The organism is Larkinella sp. C7 (genome assembly GCF_006149005.1).
Classification (GTDB): domain Bacteria; phylum Bacteroidota; class Bacteroidia; order Cytophagales; family Spirosomataceae; genus Larkinella.
Map to the genome: position 1 here is coordinate 140,169 of NZ_VBSL01000007.1, position 18,765 is coordinate 158,933.

15 protein-coding genes are annotated in these 18,765 nt (G+C 50.7%); 5 read left to right on the forward strand and 10 right to left on the reverse strand.

Going from position 1 to position 18,765, the window contains the following annotated elements; translation table 11 throughout:
* Window positions 1-49 precede the first annotated feature (49 nt).
* From murD to FH871_RS18870, 5 genes are all read right to left on the reverse strand, one after another.
* The gene (gene murD, locus FH871_RS18850) at window positions 50-1,423 is read right to left on the reverse strand and encodes a UDP-N-acetylmuramoyl-L-alanine--D-glutamate ligase (RefSeq protein ID WP_138992958.1); all 1,374 of its coding nucleotides are present in this window, start codon (window positions 1,421-1,423) and stop codon (window positions 50-52) included.
* A gap of 132 nt (window positions 1,424-1,555) precedes the next feature.
* Window positions 1,556-1,879: a large-conductance mechanosensitive channel protein MscL gene (gene mscL / locus FH871_RS18855; protein ID WP_138992959.1), complete on the reverse strand. Its 324-nt coding sequence runs from the start codon at window positions 1,877-1,879 to the stop codon at window positions 1,556-1,558.
* A 105-nt stretch (window positions 1,880-1,984) separates the two neighbouring features.
* Entirely contained in the window at window positions 1,985-2,776 is a 792-nt protein-coding gene (locus FH871_RS18860) for a transglutaminase family protein (protein WP_138992960.1), read from the reverse strand.
* A 175-nt stretch (window positions 2,777-2,951) separates the two neighbouring features.
* Window positions 2,952-3,518, reverse strand: a complete 567-nt coding sequence (locus FH871_RS18865) for a DUF255 domain-containing protein (protein WP_229317386.1) — start codon at window positions 3,516-3,518, stop codon at window positions 2,952-2,954.
* 177 nt (window positions 3,519-3,695) lie between these two features.
* Complete coding sequence (locus FH871_RS18870; RefSeq protein WP_138992961.1) at window positions 3,696-4,973, reverse strand: DNA polymerase IV; 1,278 nt, start codon at window positions 4,971-4,973, stop codon at window positions 3,696-3,698.
* A 118-nt stretch (window positions 4,974-5,091) separates the two neighbouring features.
* On the opposite strand from FH871_RS18870, the gene FH871_RS18875 reads away from it, so the two are divergent.
* Both FH871_RS18875 and FH871_RS18880 read left to right on the forward strand, forming a co-directional pair.
* On the forward strand, window positions 5,092-5,808 hold the full coding sequence (locus FH871_RS18875; protein ID WP_114407483.1) for a LexA family transcriptional regulator: 717 nt from the start codon (window positions 5,092-5,094) through the stop codon (window positions 5,806-5,808).
* A 108-nt stretch (window positions 5,809-5,916) separates the two neighbouring features.
* Window positions 5,917-7,629 carry a GMC oxidoreductase gene (locus FH871_RS18880; protein WP_138992962.1) on the forward strand — a complete coding sequence of 571 codons (1,713 nt, stop codon included), beginning with the start codon at window positions 5,917-5,919 and terminating at the stop codon, window positions 7,627-7,629.
* A gap of 81 nt (window positions 7,630-7,710) precedes the next feature.
* On the opposite strand, the gene FH871_RS18885 is transcribed toward FH871_RS18880, so the two are convergent.
* From FH871_RS18885 to FH871_RS18895, 3 genes are all read right to left on the reverse strand, one after another.
* On the reverse strand, window positions 7,711-8,457 hold the full coding sequence (locus FH871_RS18885) for a GLPGLI family protein (RefSeq protein ID WP_138992963.1): 747 nt from the start codon (window positions 8,455-8,457) through the stop codon (window positions 7,711-7,713).
* Between the two features lie 22 nt (window positions 8,458-8,479).
* The gene (locus tag FH871_RS18890) at window positions 8,480-11,308 is read right to left on the reverse strand and encodes an outer membrane beta-barrel family protein (RefSeq protein ID WP_138992964.1); all 2,829 of its coding nucleotides are present in this window, start codon (window positions 11,306-11,308) and stop codon (window positions 8,480-8,482) included.
* Window positions 11,309-11,558: 250 nt separating this feature from the next.
* Window positions 11,559-12,374 (reverse strand): polysaccharide deacetylase family protein, encoded by an 816-nt coding sequence (locus FH871_RS18895; protein ID WP_138992965.1) that lies wholly within the window; start codon window positions 12,372-12,374, stop codon window positions 11,559-11,561.
* Window positions 12,375-12,444: 70 nt separating this feature from the next.
* On the opposite strand from FH871_RS18895, the gene FH871_RS18900 reads away from it, so the two are divergent.
* Window positions 12,445-12,741: a hypothetical protein gene (locus FH871_RS18900; protein WP_138992966.1), complete on the forward strand. Its 297-nt coding sequence runs from the start codon at window positions 12,445-12,447 to the stop codon at window positions 12,739-12,741.
* Between the two features lie 22 nt (window positions 12,742-12,763).
* On the opposite strand, the gene FH871_RS18905 is transcribed toward FH871_RS18900, so the two are convergent.
* Entirely contained in the window at window positions 12,764-14,086 is a 1,323-nt protein-coding gene (locus FH871_RS18905) for a hypothetical protein (RefSeq protein WP_138992967.1), read from the reverse strand.
* A 221-nt stretch (window positions 14,087-14,307) separates the two neighbouring features.
* On the opposite strand from FH871_RS18905, the gene FH871_RS18910 reads away from it, so the two are divergent.
* Both FH871_RS18910 and FH871_RS18915 read left to right on the forward strand, forming a co-directional pair.
* A complete protein-coding gene (locus tag FH871_RS18910; protein ID WP_138992968.1) occupies window positions 14,308-16,038 on the forward strand; it encodes a sensor histidine kinase in 1,731 nt (576 codons plus the stop codon).
* 7 nt (window positions 16,039-16,045) lie between these two features.
* Window positions 16,046-16,783, forward strand: a complete 738-nt coding sequence (locus tag FH871_RS18915) for a response regulator (RefSeq protein WP_138992969.1) — start codon at window positions 16,046-16,048, stop codon at window positions 16,781-16,783.
* A gap of 17 nt (window positions 16,784-16,800) precedes the next feature.
* Here FH871_RS18915 and FH871_RS18920 read toward each other — a convergent pair whose 3' ends face one another.
* Complete coding sequence (locus FH871_RS18920; RefSeq protein WP_138992970.1) at window positions 16,801-18,738, reverse strand: glycoside hydrolase family 9 protein; 1,938 nt, start codon at window positions 18,736-18,738, stop codon at window positions 16,801-16,803.
* Window positions 18,739-18,765: the final 27 nt, after the last annotated feature.

Genomic DNA, 18,765 nt, shown 5'->3' on the forward strand with positions numbered 1-18,765 from the left:
TGAAGAGTTAAAAGTTAAGAGTGAAGAGTTAAAATGGCTGACGCATACATTAACTCTTCACTCTTAACTCATCATTCATAATTCTTTTAACGGCTTCTTTGAACTGATTGCCCCGGTCTTCGTAATTACGGAACAGATCGAAACTGGCGCAGGCGGGGGATAACAAAACCGTATCCCCCGGATTGGCCAGCTCCAGTCCTTTGGCAACGGCTTCGTTGACGTCCTGCGTCTCGAACAAGGTCGGAACGCGGTCCGCAAAATAGCTCACCAGTTTCCGGTTATCTTTTCCCAGACAAATTAACGCTTTTACTTTTTCCCGAACCAACGGCTCAAGCTGGTCGTAGTCATTTCCTTTGTCCAACCCGCCCGCAATCCACACCACCGGTGTTGGTATGCTTTCCAAAGCGTAGTAAACCGAATCGACGTTCGTTGCTTTGGAGTCGTTGATGAACCGCACGCCCTTGAGTTCGCCCGCCGGTTCGAGCCGGTGGGCGGCATTTTGGAATGTCAGCAATCCTTCCCGCAGTGCGTCCGGTTTGACGCCGACCGCCAGAGCCGCCAGCGTTGCCGCCAGCATGTTGATGGCGTTATGCTTGCCTTTCAATGGCAGATCAACCAGTGGAATCTCAAGGGAGTGAGAACCGTTGTCGATTACCAGCAAACCGTCTTTCAGATAAGCCCCCGGTTTGGGCGCATCGACCAGCGACACGGGCAACAGCCAGGGCACCGGTTTTTTTACCGGCAGGGCTTCGCTGATCACCGGACTTTCCTGGTAGTAGATAAACGTGTCGTCGGGGGTCATGTTTTGCAAAATACGGAATTTCGAGTCCACGTATTTCGAAAACTGGTACTCGTAGCGGTCGAGGTGATCGGGCGTGATGTTGAGCAGGATGGCGACATTCATTCGGGCCTGAATCATATCGTCCAACTGGAAACTGCTCAGTTCTAGAACGTAATAGTCAAACGAATGGTCGAGAACCTGTTGCGCGAAACTGTCACCGATGTTCCCCGCCAGACCGACGTTGAAGCCGGCGGTTTTCAGCAGATGATAGGTCAGAAGCGTCGTGGTGGTTTTTCCGTTGCTGCCCGTAATGCCGATCAGTTGGGCCTTCGTGTAGCGCGAAGCCAGTTCGATTTCCGAGATAATCGGGATTTTCTTTTCCCGGAGTTTCTGAATAATGGGTGCTTTTTCGGGAATGCCGGGGCTTTTCACCACTTCGTCGGCCTGAAAAATAGTTTCTTCGGTATGTTGTCCTTCTTCAAACGGGATGCCCTCTTGCTGGAGAATCTGGCGATAAGACTCCTGTAAGAGACTTTTGTCCGACAAAAAAACCGTGTATCCTTTTGCTTTTGCCAGCAAAGCCGCTCCCACACCACTTTCTCCTCCGCCCAAAACAACCATCAATTCCCTAATACCTTTCATAGATTCATGTGCAAACCGGAGACAAAAATAGAGGTTTCACCGTAGTCTGTTCGCCCCTTCACCAATCTTTTTGTTTCTAAAAAAGAAACCCCGCTCTGGAGCGGGGTCGATGGAGTGGGTACAGTGGAAAGGTTACTCTTTCTTTTCCTGCGACCTAAAACGGTTGGCCGCCTTAACAATGAGAAACACCACCCAGGCAATGATTAAGAACTGAATGACAATGTTGAGGAAATTACCGTACCGAATGGCGACTTCCGGTGTTTCACCGACGGCTTCCTTCAGAACAATTTTCAAATTACTGAAATCGACACCGCCCGTCAATAGACCCAGGATCGGGTTGATAATATCTTCAACCAGAGAGGTGGTTATTTTTCCGAAAGCCGCACCAATAATGACACCCACGGCCAAATCCAGTACGTTGCCCTGAGCAATGAAGGTTTTAAATTCTTTCAGCATGGATTGAGTGGTTAAGTTGATTGGCAGGAAGTTATGAAATGTAACCGTTTTGTCAAATTTATTTACAAAAAAAGAAAACCGGTCTTATTTCGCCTGTCTGGCAACTTATGCGTCTGTTTTCTTTTCTTCCACCCACACCCGCATTTCTTCCAAAGTCATGGCGCCATACTGGGTTGCCAGGGCCACATCGGCCGCATCCCGGCCATAGGCGACCACGATTCGATTGCCACGGGGTTCTTTCTGGGTGGCGTCGAATGTGTACCAACGACCATCGATGAACGCTTCGAACCAGGCGTGCAGATCCATGGGCTCCAGCAGGTGCAGATAGCCTACCACCATGCGGGCCGGAATGTTGATGCTGCGGCAGAGCGAAATGCCCAGGTGCGCAAAATCCCGGCAGACGCCAATGCGTTTTTCGGCCGTTTCAACGGCCGACGTGCTGGCATCGCTGGTGCCATACTGGTACGTCACGCGGGTCTGAATCCAGTTCCGGATCGCTTCAACCTGGTCGTAGCCGGGGAGGGCGGTTTCCGTAATTTCGGCCGCCAGGGCTCCCAGCCGGTCCGACTGGCAGTAGCGGCTGGGCAGTAAAAACTGCAGGGTGTCGTCGGGCAAATCCTGCACGGGTACAAAGGGCGCGCCGGGAGCCGTATCGATTTCGTCGGCGGTTTCGACCACCAGCGATATTTGGATCTTAAACTTGCCCTGCGGGGCCATCAGTCGCTGGCACAGATTGCCGTACGGGTCGGTGTATTCGATAACCGGAATGCTCGGTTCGATCTGGTATTCTTCGGAAATTACCCACTGCCCGGCACCGGAACGGGGGCGTAACATAAGCACAACAGGTGCTGGAGCCGGAACTTCGTAGAGGAGTTCACAGCCGGCGAAAAGTTTCATAAATTGTCAGGATGCGAGCGTCGGTTTTAAATTGCTCAAGCTTTCCTAACCTCAATTTCTGTGAAATTGTTCTTCGTTTTTGAGGAGTAAACAAATTATTTTCTGTACGGTTGAACGTAAAAAAGACCCCGCTCTGAAACCGGGGTCGTTTTTGCGTTGGAGGACGGTCAATCCGTTAAATCTTCACGGAATATTTCTGCTGATAGGTCTTTGTTTTGAACTGATCGAAAGGCTCTTTGCTGTAATGATCGCCCCCGATAAAGGTGATGATCTGATGAAATTCCGGGGCTTTTATATACCCGGGGATGGGTTGAATCGGCTGAAATTTCTCGTTCAGAAACACGACAGTCGGGTAGCTTAACTGGTTGCGCAACAACGCAGCCGCCAGTTGATGATAGCCCCGGCCACCCTGCGCAACGTATACAAACTTATCGGTTCCCAGCACGATGTCGGCCTTCTGTTCGGCGTTTAACTTAACGGCATAGTAGTTTTTGTTGATGTAATCGACAACAGAAGGGTTGGTGAAGGTTTCGCGATCCATGACTTTGCACCAGCCGCACCAATCGGTATACACGTCGATGAAAACCTTTTTCGGCGTTTTCTGATTCAGCGCAAAGGCTTCCTCAATCGTCAGCCACTTGATTTTGGCCTCTGCTTTGGCGGCTTCCGGACGGGGCCGAAACGAAACCAGTGTCACTGCAACAAGCAGCATGGTTACAATAACGGTGAATGATTTATTCATAAGTCTGATGATTTAGGCAAAACCGCTTCCGGGTTGCTGTACCGAATTAGATAACGAAAGATACCTGCGAAACCGTGTGACACAAGGCGAAGTTCGTGCTCCTTGTTTTGACTTCAAAAAGGAGGAAGAGTAACATGTTTTCGCTAAAAAACTATGGAAATGTATCGATTCCGTCATTCAAAATGGATTTTGGTCATCGTGTAAGTCCTTGATCGATCCAAAACCGATGACATCCCGGAATACCGGGTTATCGCGGAGTTCGGTGGCACGCATCAGCTTATCGCTCCCGAACTTCGCTTTCACTTCATAAACCGTTTTCCGAAGGGTATTTTTGCGGGTATTGTCTTCGAATAAGCTAAAGGGAACCAGTTGGGCGGGGATGAAGCGAAATACACTGACGCTCATGCTCCGAATCGAGTGGTTCAAAATTGGTTCACACTGGTTAAGTTTCTGAAACCGCTCGAAGCGTTGCCGAATCAGGTGGTAGAGTTCCATACTGTCCTGCTTCGGTTCGGGCAGCCGGACTTCATCGCTGTAGTTTCGGCCGTCATGATACCGGCAATAGAACGTCACGATCTGGCAGAAAACATCCTGGCGCACCATCCGGCGCTCGAGCGTCAGGCAAAGCGACTGGAGCAACTCATCCAGTTGTTCTTCGGATCGTCGCTGGGCCGTCGAAATGGTTCGCATGGCTTGCATGCTTTTGTAGGCGCTGGTTTCCAGATCCACTTCGCCCCCGAAGTTCAGCCGCAAATGCCAGTGCCAGCCGATGACGCTTTGACAAACCGCCCGCAGCCGTTCGGGCGACGCATACCGCAGATTCAGGGGCGTCAGAATGCCCTTGTCTTCGAGCCGTTTCGCCATTCGGGTTCCAATACCGGGCAAATCCGTCAGTTTCAGATTTCGTAAAACGTCGTCGATGGTTTCGGGCGTGATCATCACCAGACCGTCGGGCTTCTGGAGATCGGAGCCTAATTTGGCCAGAAACGCATTGGGTGCAATCCCGATGGAGCAGCGTAAATAATCGCCGACCTTCTCGCGAATGTCCCGTTTGATCTGCTGAGCCACTTCCCGCACGTCCTTGTACATCAACTGGCAGCGCGTGAGATCGACCACCGCTTCGTCGATGCTTTTCGGCAGCACATCGGGCGTAAACTGGCGGAGCACATCGATGATGGCAACGTGAAATTCACGGTAGCGCTTGGAATTTGTTTCAACCGGAACCAGGTCCGGGCAAATCTTTACGGCTTCGTCCAGCCGCATCCCGAGCCTGATTCCCAGTCGTTTGGCTTCGATGGAGGGCGCAATCACACAGCCCTGTTTTCCGGTATAGACGCACACCGCAATCGGGCGGTCGCGCAGGTAATAATTCACCTGTTGCTCGCAACTGGCAAAAAAACTGTTCATATCGACGAACAGAACCGTCGGTTTTGTGTATTCTCCCAGCCGCTTCATCCTGTTTTTTAGCTATCGTATAATATTATTCTGGTAGTTTTCATCGGATTTGTTGTTTTATTTAGTAAATTTGATCACAATATATAATACTTATATTATAAAAGTCAACAACTATATTATGTTTAACGAACCCGGAAAATCTTTTGAGGAGGGTTTAGAGCCGATTCAGGAGCGGTTGCGGCAAGTATTTGACGCGCTGGAAATCAGTATCTACCAGGCTGCCAAAGACCTGGGTGAGAACTCATCGAAGTTTTATAACATCCTGAACGGCCGCGCTAAACCATCGTATGATACCATCATGCGGTTGTTGGAGCAATATCCGCAGGTACGGGCCGACTTTCTGTTGCGGGGGCAAAAACCCGTATTGGACGAGCCGGAGCAGAACGGAAAAATTATTGAACTGGAGGTACGGTACACCGATCTTCCTTTTGTGCCGACGCGTTTCTATGCCAGCTTCATCGAGACCTACATTGAAGGAATCAGTATGGCACAGATGGAAACGTACCGCGTTCCGGTTCATCTGGTAGGCAATCACAAGGACCCGGTTGTTATCGAAGTCTCGGGCAACAGCATGACGCCACAACTGGCAAACGGAGCGAAAGTACTGGCGATTCTGGTGGACCCGAACAATTGGGAATACCAGTCCGGCGGCATCTTTGCGGTAATTTACCGCGATTTTTTCGTCGTTAAACGCATCAAAGACAATGAATTACTGACTAAACAGCGGCTCACGCTGCATTCTGATAACCCAAACGGTGGCAGTGTTACGGTTCCGTTGAAAGACATTCGCGGCATCTGGAAAATCGTGCGGGTCATCGACTCGCCGGTGGAGTAAGCTGTAGGAGATGACACATTTTCGTTTTAAGAGGCACCCCTGTCAGGTTTTCAAAACCCGACAGGGGTTTTTGTTTAACTTGCGAAAGGATTTAACCGCTTCTATTCGATGAACCTCAACGGAAAGGCCAAAGAACAAATGAGCTACGACGCCATCGTCATCGGCTCGGGAATCAGCGGGGGCTGGGCCGCCAAAGAACTGTGTGAAAAAGGGCTGAAAACCCTGGTGCTGGAACGGGGCCGGATGGTGAAACACATCACGGATTATCCGACTGCTATGGCCAATCCGTGGGACCTGCCCCACCGCAACCGGATGCCCGACACGTTTGAAGTGGCCAATCCCGTAGCCACCAAATGTTACGCGCTGGACGAGGCCACGCAGCAGTATTTCGTGAAAGATGCCGAGCATCCCTACATTCAGGAAAAACCGTTCGACTGGATTCGCGGCTACCAGGTGGGCGGAAAATCGCTGATCTGGGCGCGACAAACCCAGCGGTGGAGCGACTATGAATTTGTCGCCCCGGCCCGCGACGGTTTCGCCGTCGACTGGCCCATCCGCTACGCCGACCTTGCCCCCTGGTATAGCCGGGTCGAGAAGTTTGTCGGCATCAGTGGCAACAAAGACGGCATTGACAGTTTGCCCGACGGCGAGTTCCTGCCGCCTTTTGAACTGAACTGCGTCGAAAAGCACATCCAGACGGCGGTTAAAACCAACTACGCTGACCGGCACGTGATCATTGGTCGCTGCGCCCACCTGACCAAACCGCAGCCCATTCATTTGCAGCAGGGCAGAGGGCAATGCCAGGCACGGCATCTGTGCTACCGGGGCTGTCCGTTTGGCGGGTATTTCAGTTCAAACTCCGCGACCTTGCCGTGGGCGGCCAAAACCGGTAATCTGACGATTCGGCCCGACTCCGTCGTTCACTCCATCATTTACGATGAACAGAAAGGCAAGGCAACGGGGGTGCGGGTGATCGACGCCCATACGAAGCAAACGACCGAGTATTTTGCCAAAATTATTTTTGTCAATGCGGCCTGTCTGAATTCCAACCTGGTTTTATTGAATTCGACTTCAAAACGCTTTCCGAATGGCCTGGGCAACGACAACGGGTTACTGGGTCGTTATGTGGCCTTCCATAATTACCGGGGGAGCCTGACGGCTTCGTTCGAGGGTTATAAGGACCATTATTTCTACGGACGTCGTCCCACCACGGCTTTTATGCCTTCGTTCCGGAACGTGAAAAAGCAGGAAACGGACTTTCAGCGGGGCTACATGGTGGCCTTCAGCGCCAGCCGCGCCGGTTGGGGACGTGGCAACGGACAGGAAGGATTCGGGGCGGAATTTAAAGAAAGTCTGCTGACACCGGGCGACTGGAGCGTGTACATGATGATGCAGGCCGAAACCGTTCCGAAATACGAAAATCACGTTCGACTCAGTGCCGATCAGAAAGATCCCTGGGGCATTCCGCAACTGATTACGTCGGTGGGTTACGACGACAATGATGTAAAAATTCTGAAAGACTTTCTGGTGCAGGGGGCCGAGATGCTCGACAAATCAGGTTGTAAGAACATCGCGTCTCATGACGATAACCGCAATCCCGGTCTGGACATTCACGAAATGGGCGGTGTCAGGATGGGCAAAGATCCCAAAACGTCGCTCCTCAACAAGTGGAATCAGTTTCATAACGTCAAAAACGTTTTCGTCACCGATGGCGCCTGCATGACGTCGGTCGGCAACCAGAACCCGTCCATTACGTTTATGGCGCTAACGGCACGAGCGGCCAATTACGCGGCTGCGGAATTGAAGAAAGGGAAGCTGTAAACTTAATGATGAATGATGAATGATGAACGATGAATGCGTCAGCCCCATTCATCGTTCATCATTCATAACTCATCATTAAGTTCAATACCGGATTGTCCAATACGGGTTTTCCTGGGCTTTGGTGCTGGTCTGGATATGGTCTTTGATCAATTTATCGTAGTCGGCGGTTTTGATTTTCTTACCTTTGATTTTTTTGGTAGCGGTTAATTCTTTCGAGACGTCCCGCATCTCAATCTTGCTGGCAGTAATGACCGCGTCACCGTCATTGAGATCCAGTTCCAGAATCAGTCCCGGTAGGCCGAAATACTGCTCGGGTCCCGCCGAAACCGGAATGTCCTGGGCAAACCACGCGACGACTTTCTGTTGCTTGATGGGGTCTTCGGTTTCGGCCTTCATGCAGATATGACCCGCAATGTCTTTCAACTGGTTCAGAATCTTCCATTGGGGCGTTTTCAGGGAATCGTCGATGAGGTAGGTTCTCCCCAGCATTTCGATCACGTCCGACTTGGTTTCCTGTTTGAAATCACGGCGAATGATGTAATCGCTGTTTCGGTAGGACCACTGACCGTTTTCGCTCCGCCAGTATTCACTTTCGTTCGTATACAGACTTTGATCTTCGTTGAAATACAGCACCATTTGGGTGGGGCGGCTGCTGTAGTTTTTGTTTGTAGCCTTCATGCGTTCTTTCTGATCCAGGCTCAGAAACGTCATCCGGGACATGATTTTAACGTAATCCTGCGTGCGGTCATACGTAACGACACCTTCCATTTTTTGGGCCATTGACGGGGCACCGATCGTTACGAGAAGAAGAATCAGAAGCTTTTTCATTATCATTTCCAGTTCCTGCTGATTAATAAATGTAGTTATTTTGACGCATTTGCGACTTCAGGCCCCGTAGGTTATACGAAAAAGAGAGCATGAAATACCGCGCCAGGGTTTGAACCCGCTCGGTTTGCACGTAATTCTGATAAGCCTGTTGCGTAATGCCCCGGTTTTTGTTGAAAACGTCATAGGCCGTCAGCCGCACCTCCGCTTTATTGTCTTTCAGGAAGAGTTTATAAACGGCCAGGTTCAAAATTGGCAACTCCTGTCTGAAGTCAAACTTGGGATTTTTGTAAATCTGATAGCTCATCCGCCCGTTGAAGAAAATTCCCTTTGGCAACTGGACGTTCATGTTACCGCCGTAATTGTAATTATAAATGGTCAGGTTTTGCGCCGTATTAACGGAATACTTCGTATCCGTGATGCTAAAGTTAAACGTTGGATAAAACGTGAATTTTTCGCTCGGCGTCAAATCCAGGCTCATGTAGGCGTTGTAATTGTTGTTGTTGGTTTGGTTCGGTACGCCATTGATGAACGTGGGGAATTTGTTGAGGTTGGTGTAAAAATTCGTATTCAACACCGCTTTTGTCTTTTTTATCGGGAAACTAAAATAAACGCTTCCACCCTTGCTCGTTCCTCCGCTGATGTTCTCCGGACGGGTTGTCGTTACCAGTAATTCATTAACCGTCTGATTATAAACGATTTGGTTGATGTTGTACCCGTAGTTGACATTGACGAACACGTTGACAAAACTACCGGGATTGAAGACGCCAAACCCGCCACTGACCCGGTGCGTCAGCGAGGGTAATAAATCGGGATTCCCTTCCCGAATGAAGCGGGGATTGCTGTTGTCGACAACCGGTTGCAAATCACTGGTTTGTGGCTGGTTGACATTGACGTTGTAACCGGCATTGAACCGTTTGTTCTTCTTGTTGTAGTTTACGCTGATGTTGGGAACAACCGAGAAATAATTGCGGTCGACTTTTGTAAAATTAGAGGCTCCCTGATTCGAGGCAAATTGCCCGGCCTGATGAAACCACATTCCCGCCAAACCGCCCGACACATTAAATCCTTTGTCGGAATAACGGATCAGAGAGCCAATCCGGTTGTAGGTAAAATCGTTGGTGTAATACCGACTCAGGGTTTCATTCCGAACGGAAATCTGGTCACCGACATCGAAAACGTCGCGGTCGACCTTGTCGTTGCGTCGGCTGAAGTTATAAAACGTTTCCCAGAACGTTGTTTTTGATAACGGTTCGGTAAAATCCAGGCTGGACTTGATTTCGGTTCGTAAACTGCTGGTGACGTTGTCCTGGTTGATGCTAAAGATCGTCGGCCCGGTGGCGGTGGTGTCATTAAAATAGGTGTTGGTCGAGCGTTGCTGGGCCGAACCATCGGTATCGTTCACGTTATAGGCCAGGCTGGCGGCAAAGTTGCGCCCTTTCTTCCGGAAGGTGTGCCGGTAAATCGCCGTTGTCGCAAGCTGAAAACCGTTGAACTGGTTGTAGTTGGCGAAATTAGTCTGGCTGGTGCGCGTTTCCTGATTGGGTCCTTCAAAAAAGTTCTGATCGCTAAACAGAGCGGTGTTGCCATTGTTGGCGCGCAGATTGCCGATGATGACCAGTGTATTGAGCGAATCGATTTTTTGCTCGAACCGGGCACTGCCCCGGTGATTGCGGGTCAGGCTGCCCTGGCTCTTGTGGTCCGTATTCAAAAATGAACTGTTGGGCAGAAAGGTTTCTTTTTCCAGATCGGAGTTGAGCGTCAGACCACTCTGGTTGTAGAAATAGTTGGAGCTAAGTTTGGTCTTCTTGGTATCGTAATTGTAGTTCGCTCCTCCGGCATAGTTGCGGGAAAAACCCCGGCTGTTGCTGCCCCCGCCCGTGATCGGAACCCCGATGCCATCGTCGCCCCCAAAGAAGTAGACCCCTCCGCTGTAGAACCCGAAATCGCCCTGATCTTCCCAGTTAAAGGATTGACTTCCCCGAAAATCCTGGTAATCATCGAACGATAAGCCGGTCTGGTTGATGTTGTTACCGAGACCAATCACCGACATTTGCTCTTTGGTATTGAAGCGGTTGTAGTTCCCCCGGAGCTGAAACCGGTCTTTGGTTCCGACGCCCGCTGTTACTTTTCCAAAACCGCCTTTGCGGTGGCTTTCTTTCAGTTCCAGGTTAACGGCCTTTTCCCGTTTCCCGTCGTCGATACCGGTCGTCTTGGCGGCTTCTGTTTTATCATTAAACACCTGCACCTTCGAAATGGCATCGGCGGGAAGGTTTTTGGTGGCTAATTTGGGGTCTGAGCCGAAGAACGTTTTTCCATCCACGGTGACTTTCGTGACGTTTTCGCCCTGGGCTTTGATATTTCCTTCCTGATCGACCTGCATCCCCGGCAGTTTGCGGAGCAATTCTTCGACCGTCGACCCGGGCGGCACTTTGAACGAAGCGGCATTGTACTCGATCGTATCGCCCCGAATGCTCAGCGGTGCTTTGGCGGCTTTAATGACCACTTCCAGCAATTCTTTCTGAATGGGTTTGATGGGCAAGGCGCCCAGGTCGGTCACTTCGCTGTTGTCGGGATTCACTTCCACCTGCAAGGGCAAAAAACCGACGTACGATACTTTCAGAATGTACGAAGCCCGCTTTACATTCCGGAATTCAAACGCCCCTTTGTCGTTGGTTCGGCCGAAATTGACCAGTGCGGAGTCTTTCGGGGTCAGAAGCATCACCGTTGCTCCGGGCATAACGGCTTTGGACGTATCGGTGATGGAACCCCGGATGGTGATCCGGTTCGACTGTTGGGCAAAAGCCGCCTGGCAGCATACCGTTAGTAACAGCAGCAGGAAAAGTTTTTTCATGGGGAATAGGAAACGATTGACGAATAAGGATCGGCAAGTTGGAAAGAATTAACATCCGTTGCTGAAAGTTAACAAATTTTAATAGTTGCAACTACGGATGTAGTTAAAAAAATATTTTTATGGAAATAACGCCGGGTTAGCAAACGGGCGGAGCAACGCTGAAAAACAAGGGAAAGACATTGATTCACAGCAGACTGTTGCATGAATCAACAGAAAAACGGAGAAAGTATATTTTGTTATATGTTCCTTATCAAATTAATTCATCGACCCGCACCAGCCGGTATTTTTTCTGCTGTAAATACGTAAGAAGTTCGTCCAGGTGCGCATACAGTTTATCGGTTCGGGCGGGGTGTGTTCCAACGTGGAGCAAGAGAATAAAACCGTTCAGGCCGGCCGGATGCCGCTGCTCCTGCGCATAGATGGATTCTAAAATGGCCCGGCTGCTGCGGTAATTTTTCAGATCGGGCGTCGTATAATCGGCGTGGCTGAGGGTTCCGGGCGTATACGAGATGAGTTGGAAACCCGCGGTTTTGGTCCAGGTGGCAATCGTGTCGTTATACCATTCGTAGGGCGGCAGGAAAAAACGGGCGTCTTGTTTTCGAATACCGTAGGATTGCATGGCTGCGTAATTCTGCTCCAGATCATTGCGAAACTGCGTTTGGGTTACCAGCAGGCTGTCGCGCTTTGTCCAGTCGCAATACAGCAAATGGGCGTCGGAATGAGCACCGAGGTAATGACCGTCTTTTTTCAGGCTGCGGATCAGAGGTTGAAAAACCGGATTGCGATAAAAGCGGCCCGTCAGGAAAAACGATGCCGCAACCCGGTGGTGCGCTAGTTTCTGCCGGATTGGTTCACCGCCATCGGCGTATTCATCACCCGTAAACACGATCGCCAGCCGCCGGGCGATTGTGTCGCCCCGAATGATGGCCCCCCGGTGCCGCGAAATATATTTTTCGGGGTTTGTGTCGTTGCGTGCAACGTCGGCGACCCGGACTGCATCTTTTACCCAATTATCGATCCCAGGAGCGATAGTCCAATACAGTAAACACAACCAAACGATCAGCATAGCGGGACACCATTACTTCCAAAAACACCGTATCATGAATTTGATGAACTCTTGGGCTACCCGGACCCCTATGGCCACTCCATTGACCAATTACACCGTTGAAATGGAACACACCGGTTTATCCGGGTGGATCAGCTACCGTGAATCCATGCTGACGTTGCGGTTTTCGTACGAACGCATGTTGACCTCCATCTACGTTTTCGTACCAGGCAACGAACAATGGCCTGCCTATTGCCGGAGCGCGGGCGCCAAAATCGCCACCCCGCGCCGAACCGAAATCATTCAGCGCATTGCCACCGAACTGCGCAACCAGCAGGCCCCATCGATGGTGCAAATTAATGATTTTGGAATAGAAGTGGTGTTTTGAAAGAAGCGAAACCCTGGCTGAATCAATTACACTTTTTGAAATCGAACTCTTCACTGGTAGGGTCGAGCCAGTCAACTTCTTCGGGTTGCCAAACCCGGTTTGCGTTTTCTATGCGGAATGAGTCCACATTCTTGTTCAGTCGGTAACTAAAGAGCTCTTTAATCCGGACTTTGAACCGGGTGCGTTCCGGATTAATCTCTTCAATAACTACCCGGACGGCCATTTTAGCACTGGTGCCCGGCACTTCTTTTCCATTTTGGTCAAGTTTGACACTGCTGGTGGTCCAGCACAAACTTTCTCCAATCACCCATTCTTTGGCTAATTCCAGCCTGCGGGTGCGTTCAATCTGTTTCTTGCTTAACCACTCGTCCGCACTGGTAATGAGAATGCCCGTTGCATTGGCCAATCCGGAAATGATTTGGCCGGCATATCCGTCGGCGTCCGGGATCTTACCGCGTTTTTCTATGAGTTCAGTTTGCAGGTTCCGTCCCGTTTCCACGACCTTGTTGTAAGCTTCAAGCGTATTGGCTTCATAATACTGAGCCCGTAAATTTTGGACCTGAATGATTTCAGATTTTACCTGCCGAACGGCCTGACTATGCTCACCCCGAGCGAAATATTTAATGTAGGTTTCCCAGGAATCATTGGAGCCAGTCGTCACTCTTTTATACGCCAGTACCTCTCCTTTTTGGAGTACTTCATTTTTATACCGACCGTTCGGGAAGTGGTCGAGGTAGTATTGCCAGGAATCATACTTTACGAAATTCTGGTAAGCGGTTTCTTCCCGCGCTATTTCGGCTTGTCGGGCTCTTTCTTCCGCTTCCCGACGCTCCCGTTCGGCTTTCTCTTTGATTTGCTGCTCCGTTTGGTCGTAGTCTTTAACTTGTTTGTGGGGAATAAGCAACAGCCGTCCGCCCGGATCACGCTCCCTCACTACATAATTGCCATAGGCCGACACCCATTTGTCTTCCTCACTGGTTTGGTAGGTGCGTGACCGAACGCTTTTCTTTCGAAAAAAGGAAAAGGGGATATAACCGGGTACCATCAGCCCCAATCCGGCACCTACGGCCGCGGTGGTACCCACCGGATAGGGTGCGCCCGTATTTTTATTCGAATAAAATTGCGGATCTGCATTTTGACGTATGGCAAAAAAAGTGCCCATAGCCAATGGTCCCACGATGAAAGGCCAGGCCTTGCTCCAAACCGTCCGTTTCGATTGCCAGGACGGGGTCACCCGTATGGCTCCATCATGTAGCCTCTCCGTGCTGAGTGCGACCGGTTTATGCGATACACAGGCGTTACCCAGCAGGGCAATTACAAGACAGAGCAAGCAGATGCGTTTCATAATTAACTGGAAGAAATCGTGGGAATCGACAGGATGTTGCGGAAGAAAACCGCCGGTTTATTTTGTCGAATGTACTTGATAGCCAGAAGTGAATTATCGGTAACTTTACCAATGAGGGAGATGCCTATACAGAGTCGCCGATTCTCTCAGTGGGATTTTCTGATTAGAATGACAAACTCACTTTCTTTTGATTTAATACGTAAAGCCAACCAGGTCAATCCATGTCTTTTCTTTCCCTTCGGCATACGACGGCGCGGCTCATTGGCCTTTTGCTGATTCTTGGATTGACGCTGGTGGCAGGCAGGGCGCAGCAGCCCCACTACCTGAAACTCCAGTCGCACAAACTGCTCTATGCGGATACGGTGTATCGGGAGGCTGTTGCGAAGAAAGATTCGTTGTTGCTGGCTGAAGCGTATTACCTGTATGGAAAAACCTATGAAGCCTCCGGCGATCTTCTAACCGCTCACCGCTGGTTTCTCAAATCATTAAAAATCACAGAACCCCGTGGCGACTCCTTTGATTTGGTCAGATTGTACGTTCGGTTAAGCGGCACTCAGGAAAACCGCCAGGATAGGCTCTCGTATGCGTACCGGGCACTGGAGATGGCCGGGCGTATTCACTCTGACAAAGCCTTGATCAGAGCGTACGGATGCCTGATGGGCTTTTACATCAATAATGGACCCGATGGAGCTAAACCGCAACCAGACAGTGTGGTGCATTACTATCGGAAAATAAACCAACTTGCTCATAGACTGAAAGATACCGTAACCCGTATTGAAAACCATTTGGCGGTTGGCCGCTTTTGGAGAAGTGTGGGTCAGAATCAGACCGGAACAGACTACCTGAAAAAAGCGCTGGAACTGGCAACGCAGCAGAAAGAGCAGGGAATTCGGATGAGGCTCATGCTGGAACTGGCTTCGGCGTATACCAGTCTGGGTCAGCCTAAGCAGGCATGGTCATTTCTTTCTCAGGCCCAGCATCTACTCAACCAGAGTCCGTTCATCGACCATTTTATCAATTATAGTTTTGAAAGCAACTATCAATTGTATTATCAATCCATTGGCGACTGGAAACGTGCGTATGTGCACAGCGAAAAATTGCGTCAAATGGAACGTAATAATTATACCGTTGATCACGCAGGGGCTATATCCCGCCTGAACATGGAGTATAAAGCCGGGCAAAAAGATGCGCTCCTGAAAGCCCAGCAGAAAGAACTGGCGTTGCGTTCGGAAACCCTGTTCTTTCAGAAACGTCTGAACTGGGCCATCTCGGCCCTCCTGCTCGTGACGGTTGTCACGAGCATCATTTTTTTTCGGCTCTATCGCAAAAACCAGCGCATCAGCGCCCGGAATGCCGAGTTGGTGAAAGAGCAAAACCACCGGGTGAAGAACAACCTGCAAGTGGTGTCCAGTCTGCTCAACCTGCAATCCAAACAGCTTGTTGACGAAACTGCCCGAAAAGCTGTGGAAGAAAGTCAGATGCGGGTGCAGGCAATGGCCCTGCTGCATCGCCGGCTTTACGATGGCGAGGGGCTGGTGACCGTCAATCTGCCTGATTTTATTCCTGAACTGGTCGAGAGTGTCATCCGCACCTTTGGGTATTCCGGGATTCAGACGCTATACGACCTGGAAGTGTTTGAGTTACCGGCCGCCCATGCCTTGTCGTTGGGGTTGATTGTGAACGAATTAACCACCAACGCCTGTAAATATGCGTTCCCGGATCATCCTGACCCGGTCTTCCGGGTGATGAGTCGGCGGCAGGGGAACGCGCTGCTGCTGACCGTTACTGATAATGGACCGGGGCTACCGCTTTCGCAAACCGGTACGGTTATTTTTAGGGAAAGTAAGACATTCGGAATGCATCTTATTCAGATCCAGGTCGATCAGTTATACGGCTCCTGTCAGTTTCATTCGGAAAAAGGCACCCGGTTTGAGATGCAGTTTAAAATTTGAACGTACCATGGAATCTTTAACCATCCTGATTATTGAAGATGATTTGTTGACGGCTCATGACATCAAAGGAGCGTTGGAGAGTGCCGGGCACCGGGTGCCGACGATCGCCCGGAATTACCAGGAAGCGATGGCCGCTGTCCGGCGACAACCCCCGGATATGGCGCTGGTTGATATTCATCTGGAACGATCCACGGCTGACGGAATTACGACGGCGAGGGATATGCTGGCCATGCATTGGATGCCCATTATCTACCTGACCGCCAATTCAGAAACGCCGACGTTTCAACGGGCCAAAGAAACCGAACCGATTGCCTATCTGATCAAACCCTTTCACCAAAATGAAATTGTTTTTCAGATCGAACTGGCCTATACGAATCGTTCATTGAGCCATCGGTCCAGCCACGCAGCGGCTGCCGAAACGTTGTTTCTACCGATCAATAAGGGGTATGAAAAAGTATTACTCCAGGAGGTTCTCTATCTGCTGGCCGAGGGAGCCTACGTCAAGGTTTTTATGGTGAATGAAGAAAAACCGCATCTGTTGTCCATGAACCTTGGTTATCTGGCTCAGTATTTCCCCATCTCCTACTTCTACCGGTTGTCACGCTCACTATTGATCAATCTGAACCACATTGAACGTCTGGAACGGAACCAGTTGTTTATGCGCAACCAGAGCACGCCCATTTCTGTTCCGGAAAGCAACCGGACCGATCTGCTAAAAAAGTTGGGGGTGATTCGGACCCGATAAAAAGGGACGAAAACCGCTTACCGTCTCCGTTTCTTCTTTTTCCCCGACGAACGTTTGGCCGGGGCCTTTTTTCGTCCGGACGACTTTTTACGAACCGTCTTTTTCCGGGATGAGGTCTTCTTTTTAACCACTTTCGTTTTTGCCGGAGCAGCAACCGTGGCTACCGCTGTTGTTTCGCCCTGTTTGGCAGCCAGCAGGTAAATTAGCGAAGCCGTGCCGTCCATCGTCGGTTCGTTCGTGCTGTAGTCGCCGTAATCGTCGTGATAAACGACCAGATCGCTTTGAAACTCCGCATATTCATCCGGCTCTTTCAGCTCGATCCCGATCAGATTTTTGTAAATCCGGCCATACACCGGCCCGTCAACCAGCCCGCCATCGATGGGGTAGTTTTTGAGGTGGGTAAAGGCCGAGTGCGGATCAGCGGGCGTATCCGCGCCGGCCGGTAAACCGTACACAAAACTGGTCCCCCACGGATTGCAGCCAAACAGCCAGTCGAAACACGCCTGCTCAAGTGGCAGATAGCGGGTATCGCCGGTTAGTTTACGGTACCAGTAACACTGAATGGCGAAAGACGTCGTCAGGTTGTTGCTGCACCAGATGAACGGAATGCCCCGGTAAAATGCGTTGCTCTGCGCCTTCTGCCAGACCTTTTCAATCCCGTCCCGGTAAAAACCGACCATGTGTTGCCGACGGGTATCGACAACCCGCTTGGCGACTTCAAAATGGCCGATGTTAATAAACGGATACCACTGGTAATGCCGGGCCGTATCGGCTCCCAGCCAGGGCGTTACCGGTTCGATCAAACCGTAGGCGTAGGCGCTATTGAGGTAGTCGGCGGCTTTGTAGCCCTGCACCCGGGCGGCATTGTACATCTCGGCAGCCGCCAGCTCCATGTCATCGACGTAGTTATCTTCTTCGTAAAAATAGGGTGCCCGACCCGGCGCTGTCTGGCAAACACCCGGTTTTTGCAGGCCCAGCATGTAGGCACTTTGCGCCCGTTCCCACAATTTGTCGGCATAATCCAGATCACGTTTGCGCAACACCTGGTAACCCAGCGCAAACGCGCTGCTGAATTTGCCCGCTGTGGAAGCAACGCCCGTTGCGCGGTTTTTGTGTTTGAAAAGCCCCTGCGGTTTTCCGGTCGCAAAATACACGGGCCGCTCATAACCCTTTCCATATGCTGAATCCTGTTTGGGAATGCGCAATCCGGAATGGTCCCGGTCGTCGGCCAGTTGGTTGAACATCCAGTCGTCTTTGGGGTGCATTTTCAGCAGCCAGTCCAGGCCCCAGCGGGCTTCGTCCAGCACATCGGCCTGGTTGTTACTTCCTTCCAGCCCGTTGGCCAGGTGATGATCACCAAAAACTTTCGGAAAATCGCGAAAAGCGGCCAGCAGATGGTAGGTGGCGTTGGCAGAAGTCGTAACGTATTGCAGGTAGTCCGAAGCATCGTGCCAGCCGCCCGAAACATCGATGTGCGTGCTGTCGGGCATGGGACCATACATTGTGTAGCCGTCGTGGGTATGGCAGGAATCTTTCAGGAAAGGATTGTAACCGCTGCGCTGCTGGCGCATATACCGCAGGCAAAAATCAGCCGCCCCGTCGTATACGTCGTCTGCAATCCGAAATTCCGGCGATTGGGTGGTTCCGGTTTTGAGGTAGTAGGTACCCGGTTTGCGAACGCCGGAAAAATCCAGACGGTGGGTTTGCACAAAAGGACCGTACGCACCAAAGTCTTTCCCGACCGGATTTTCATAAACGACTTTTCCGGTTTGGGCATCAATGACCTGAAAGGGCTGTACAACGGCTTCCGCCGTTTTTCCGACCCAGATGGCTACTTTCGTACCGGCGGGCCGGTAGCCCAGGGAGTTGATTCGGATCCAGGCCTGTTCGTCAACGGTGGATTTGAAAGCAAAAAGCCAAACAATAAAACCAATCAGCAAAAATAATTTCCTCATCGATAGGCAAGTTACAACTTTTACCGG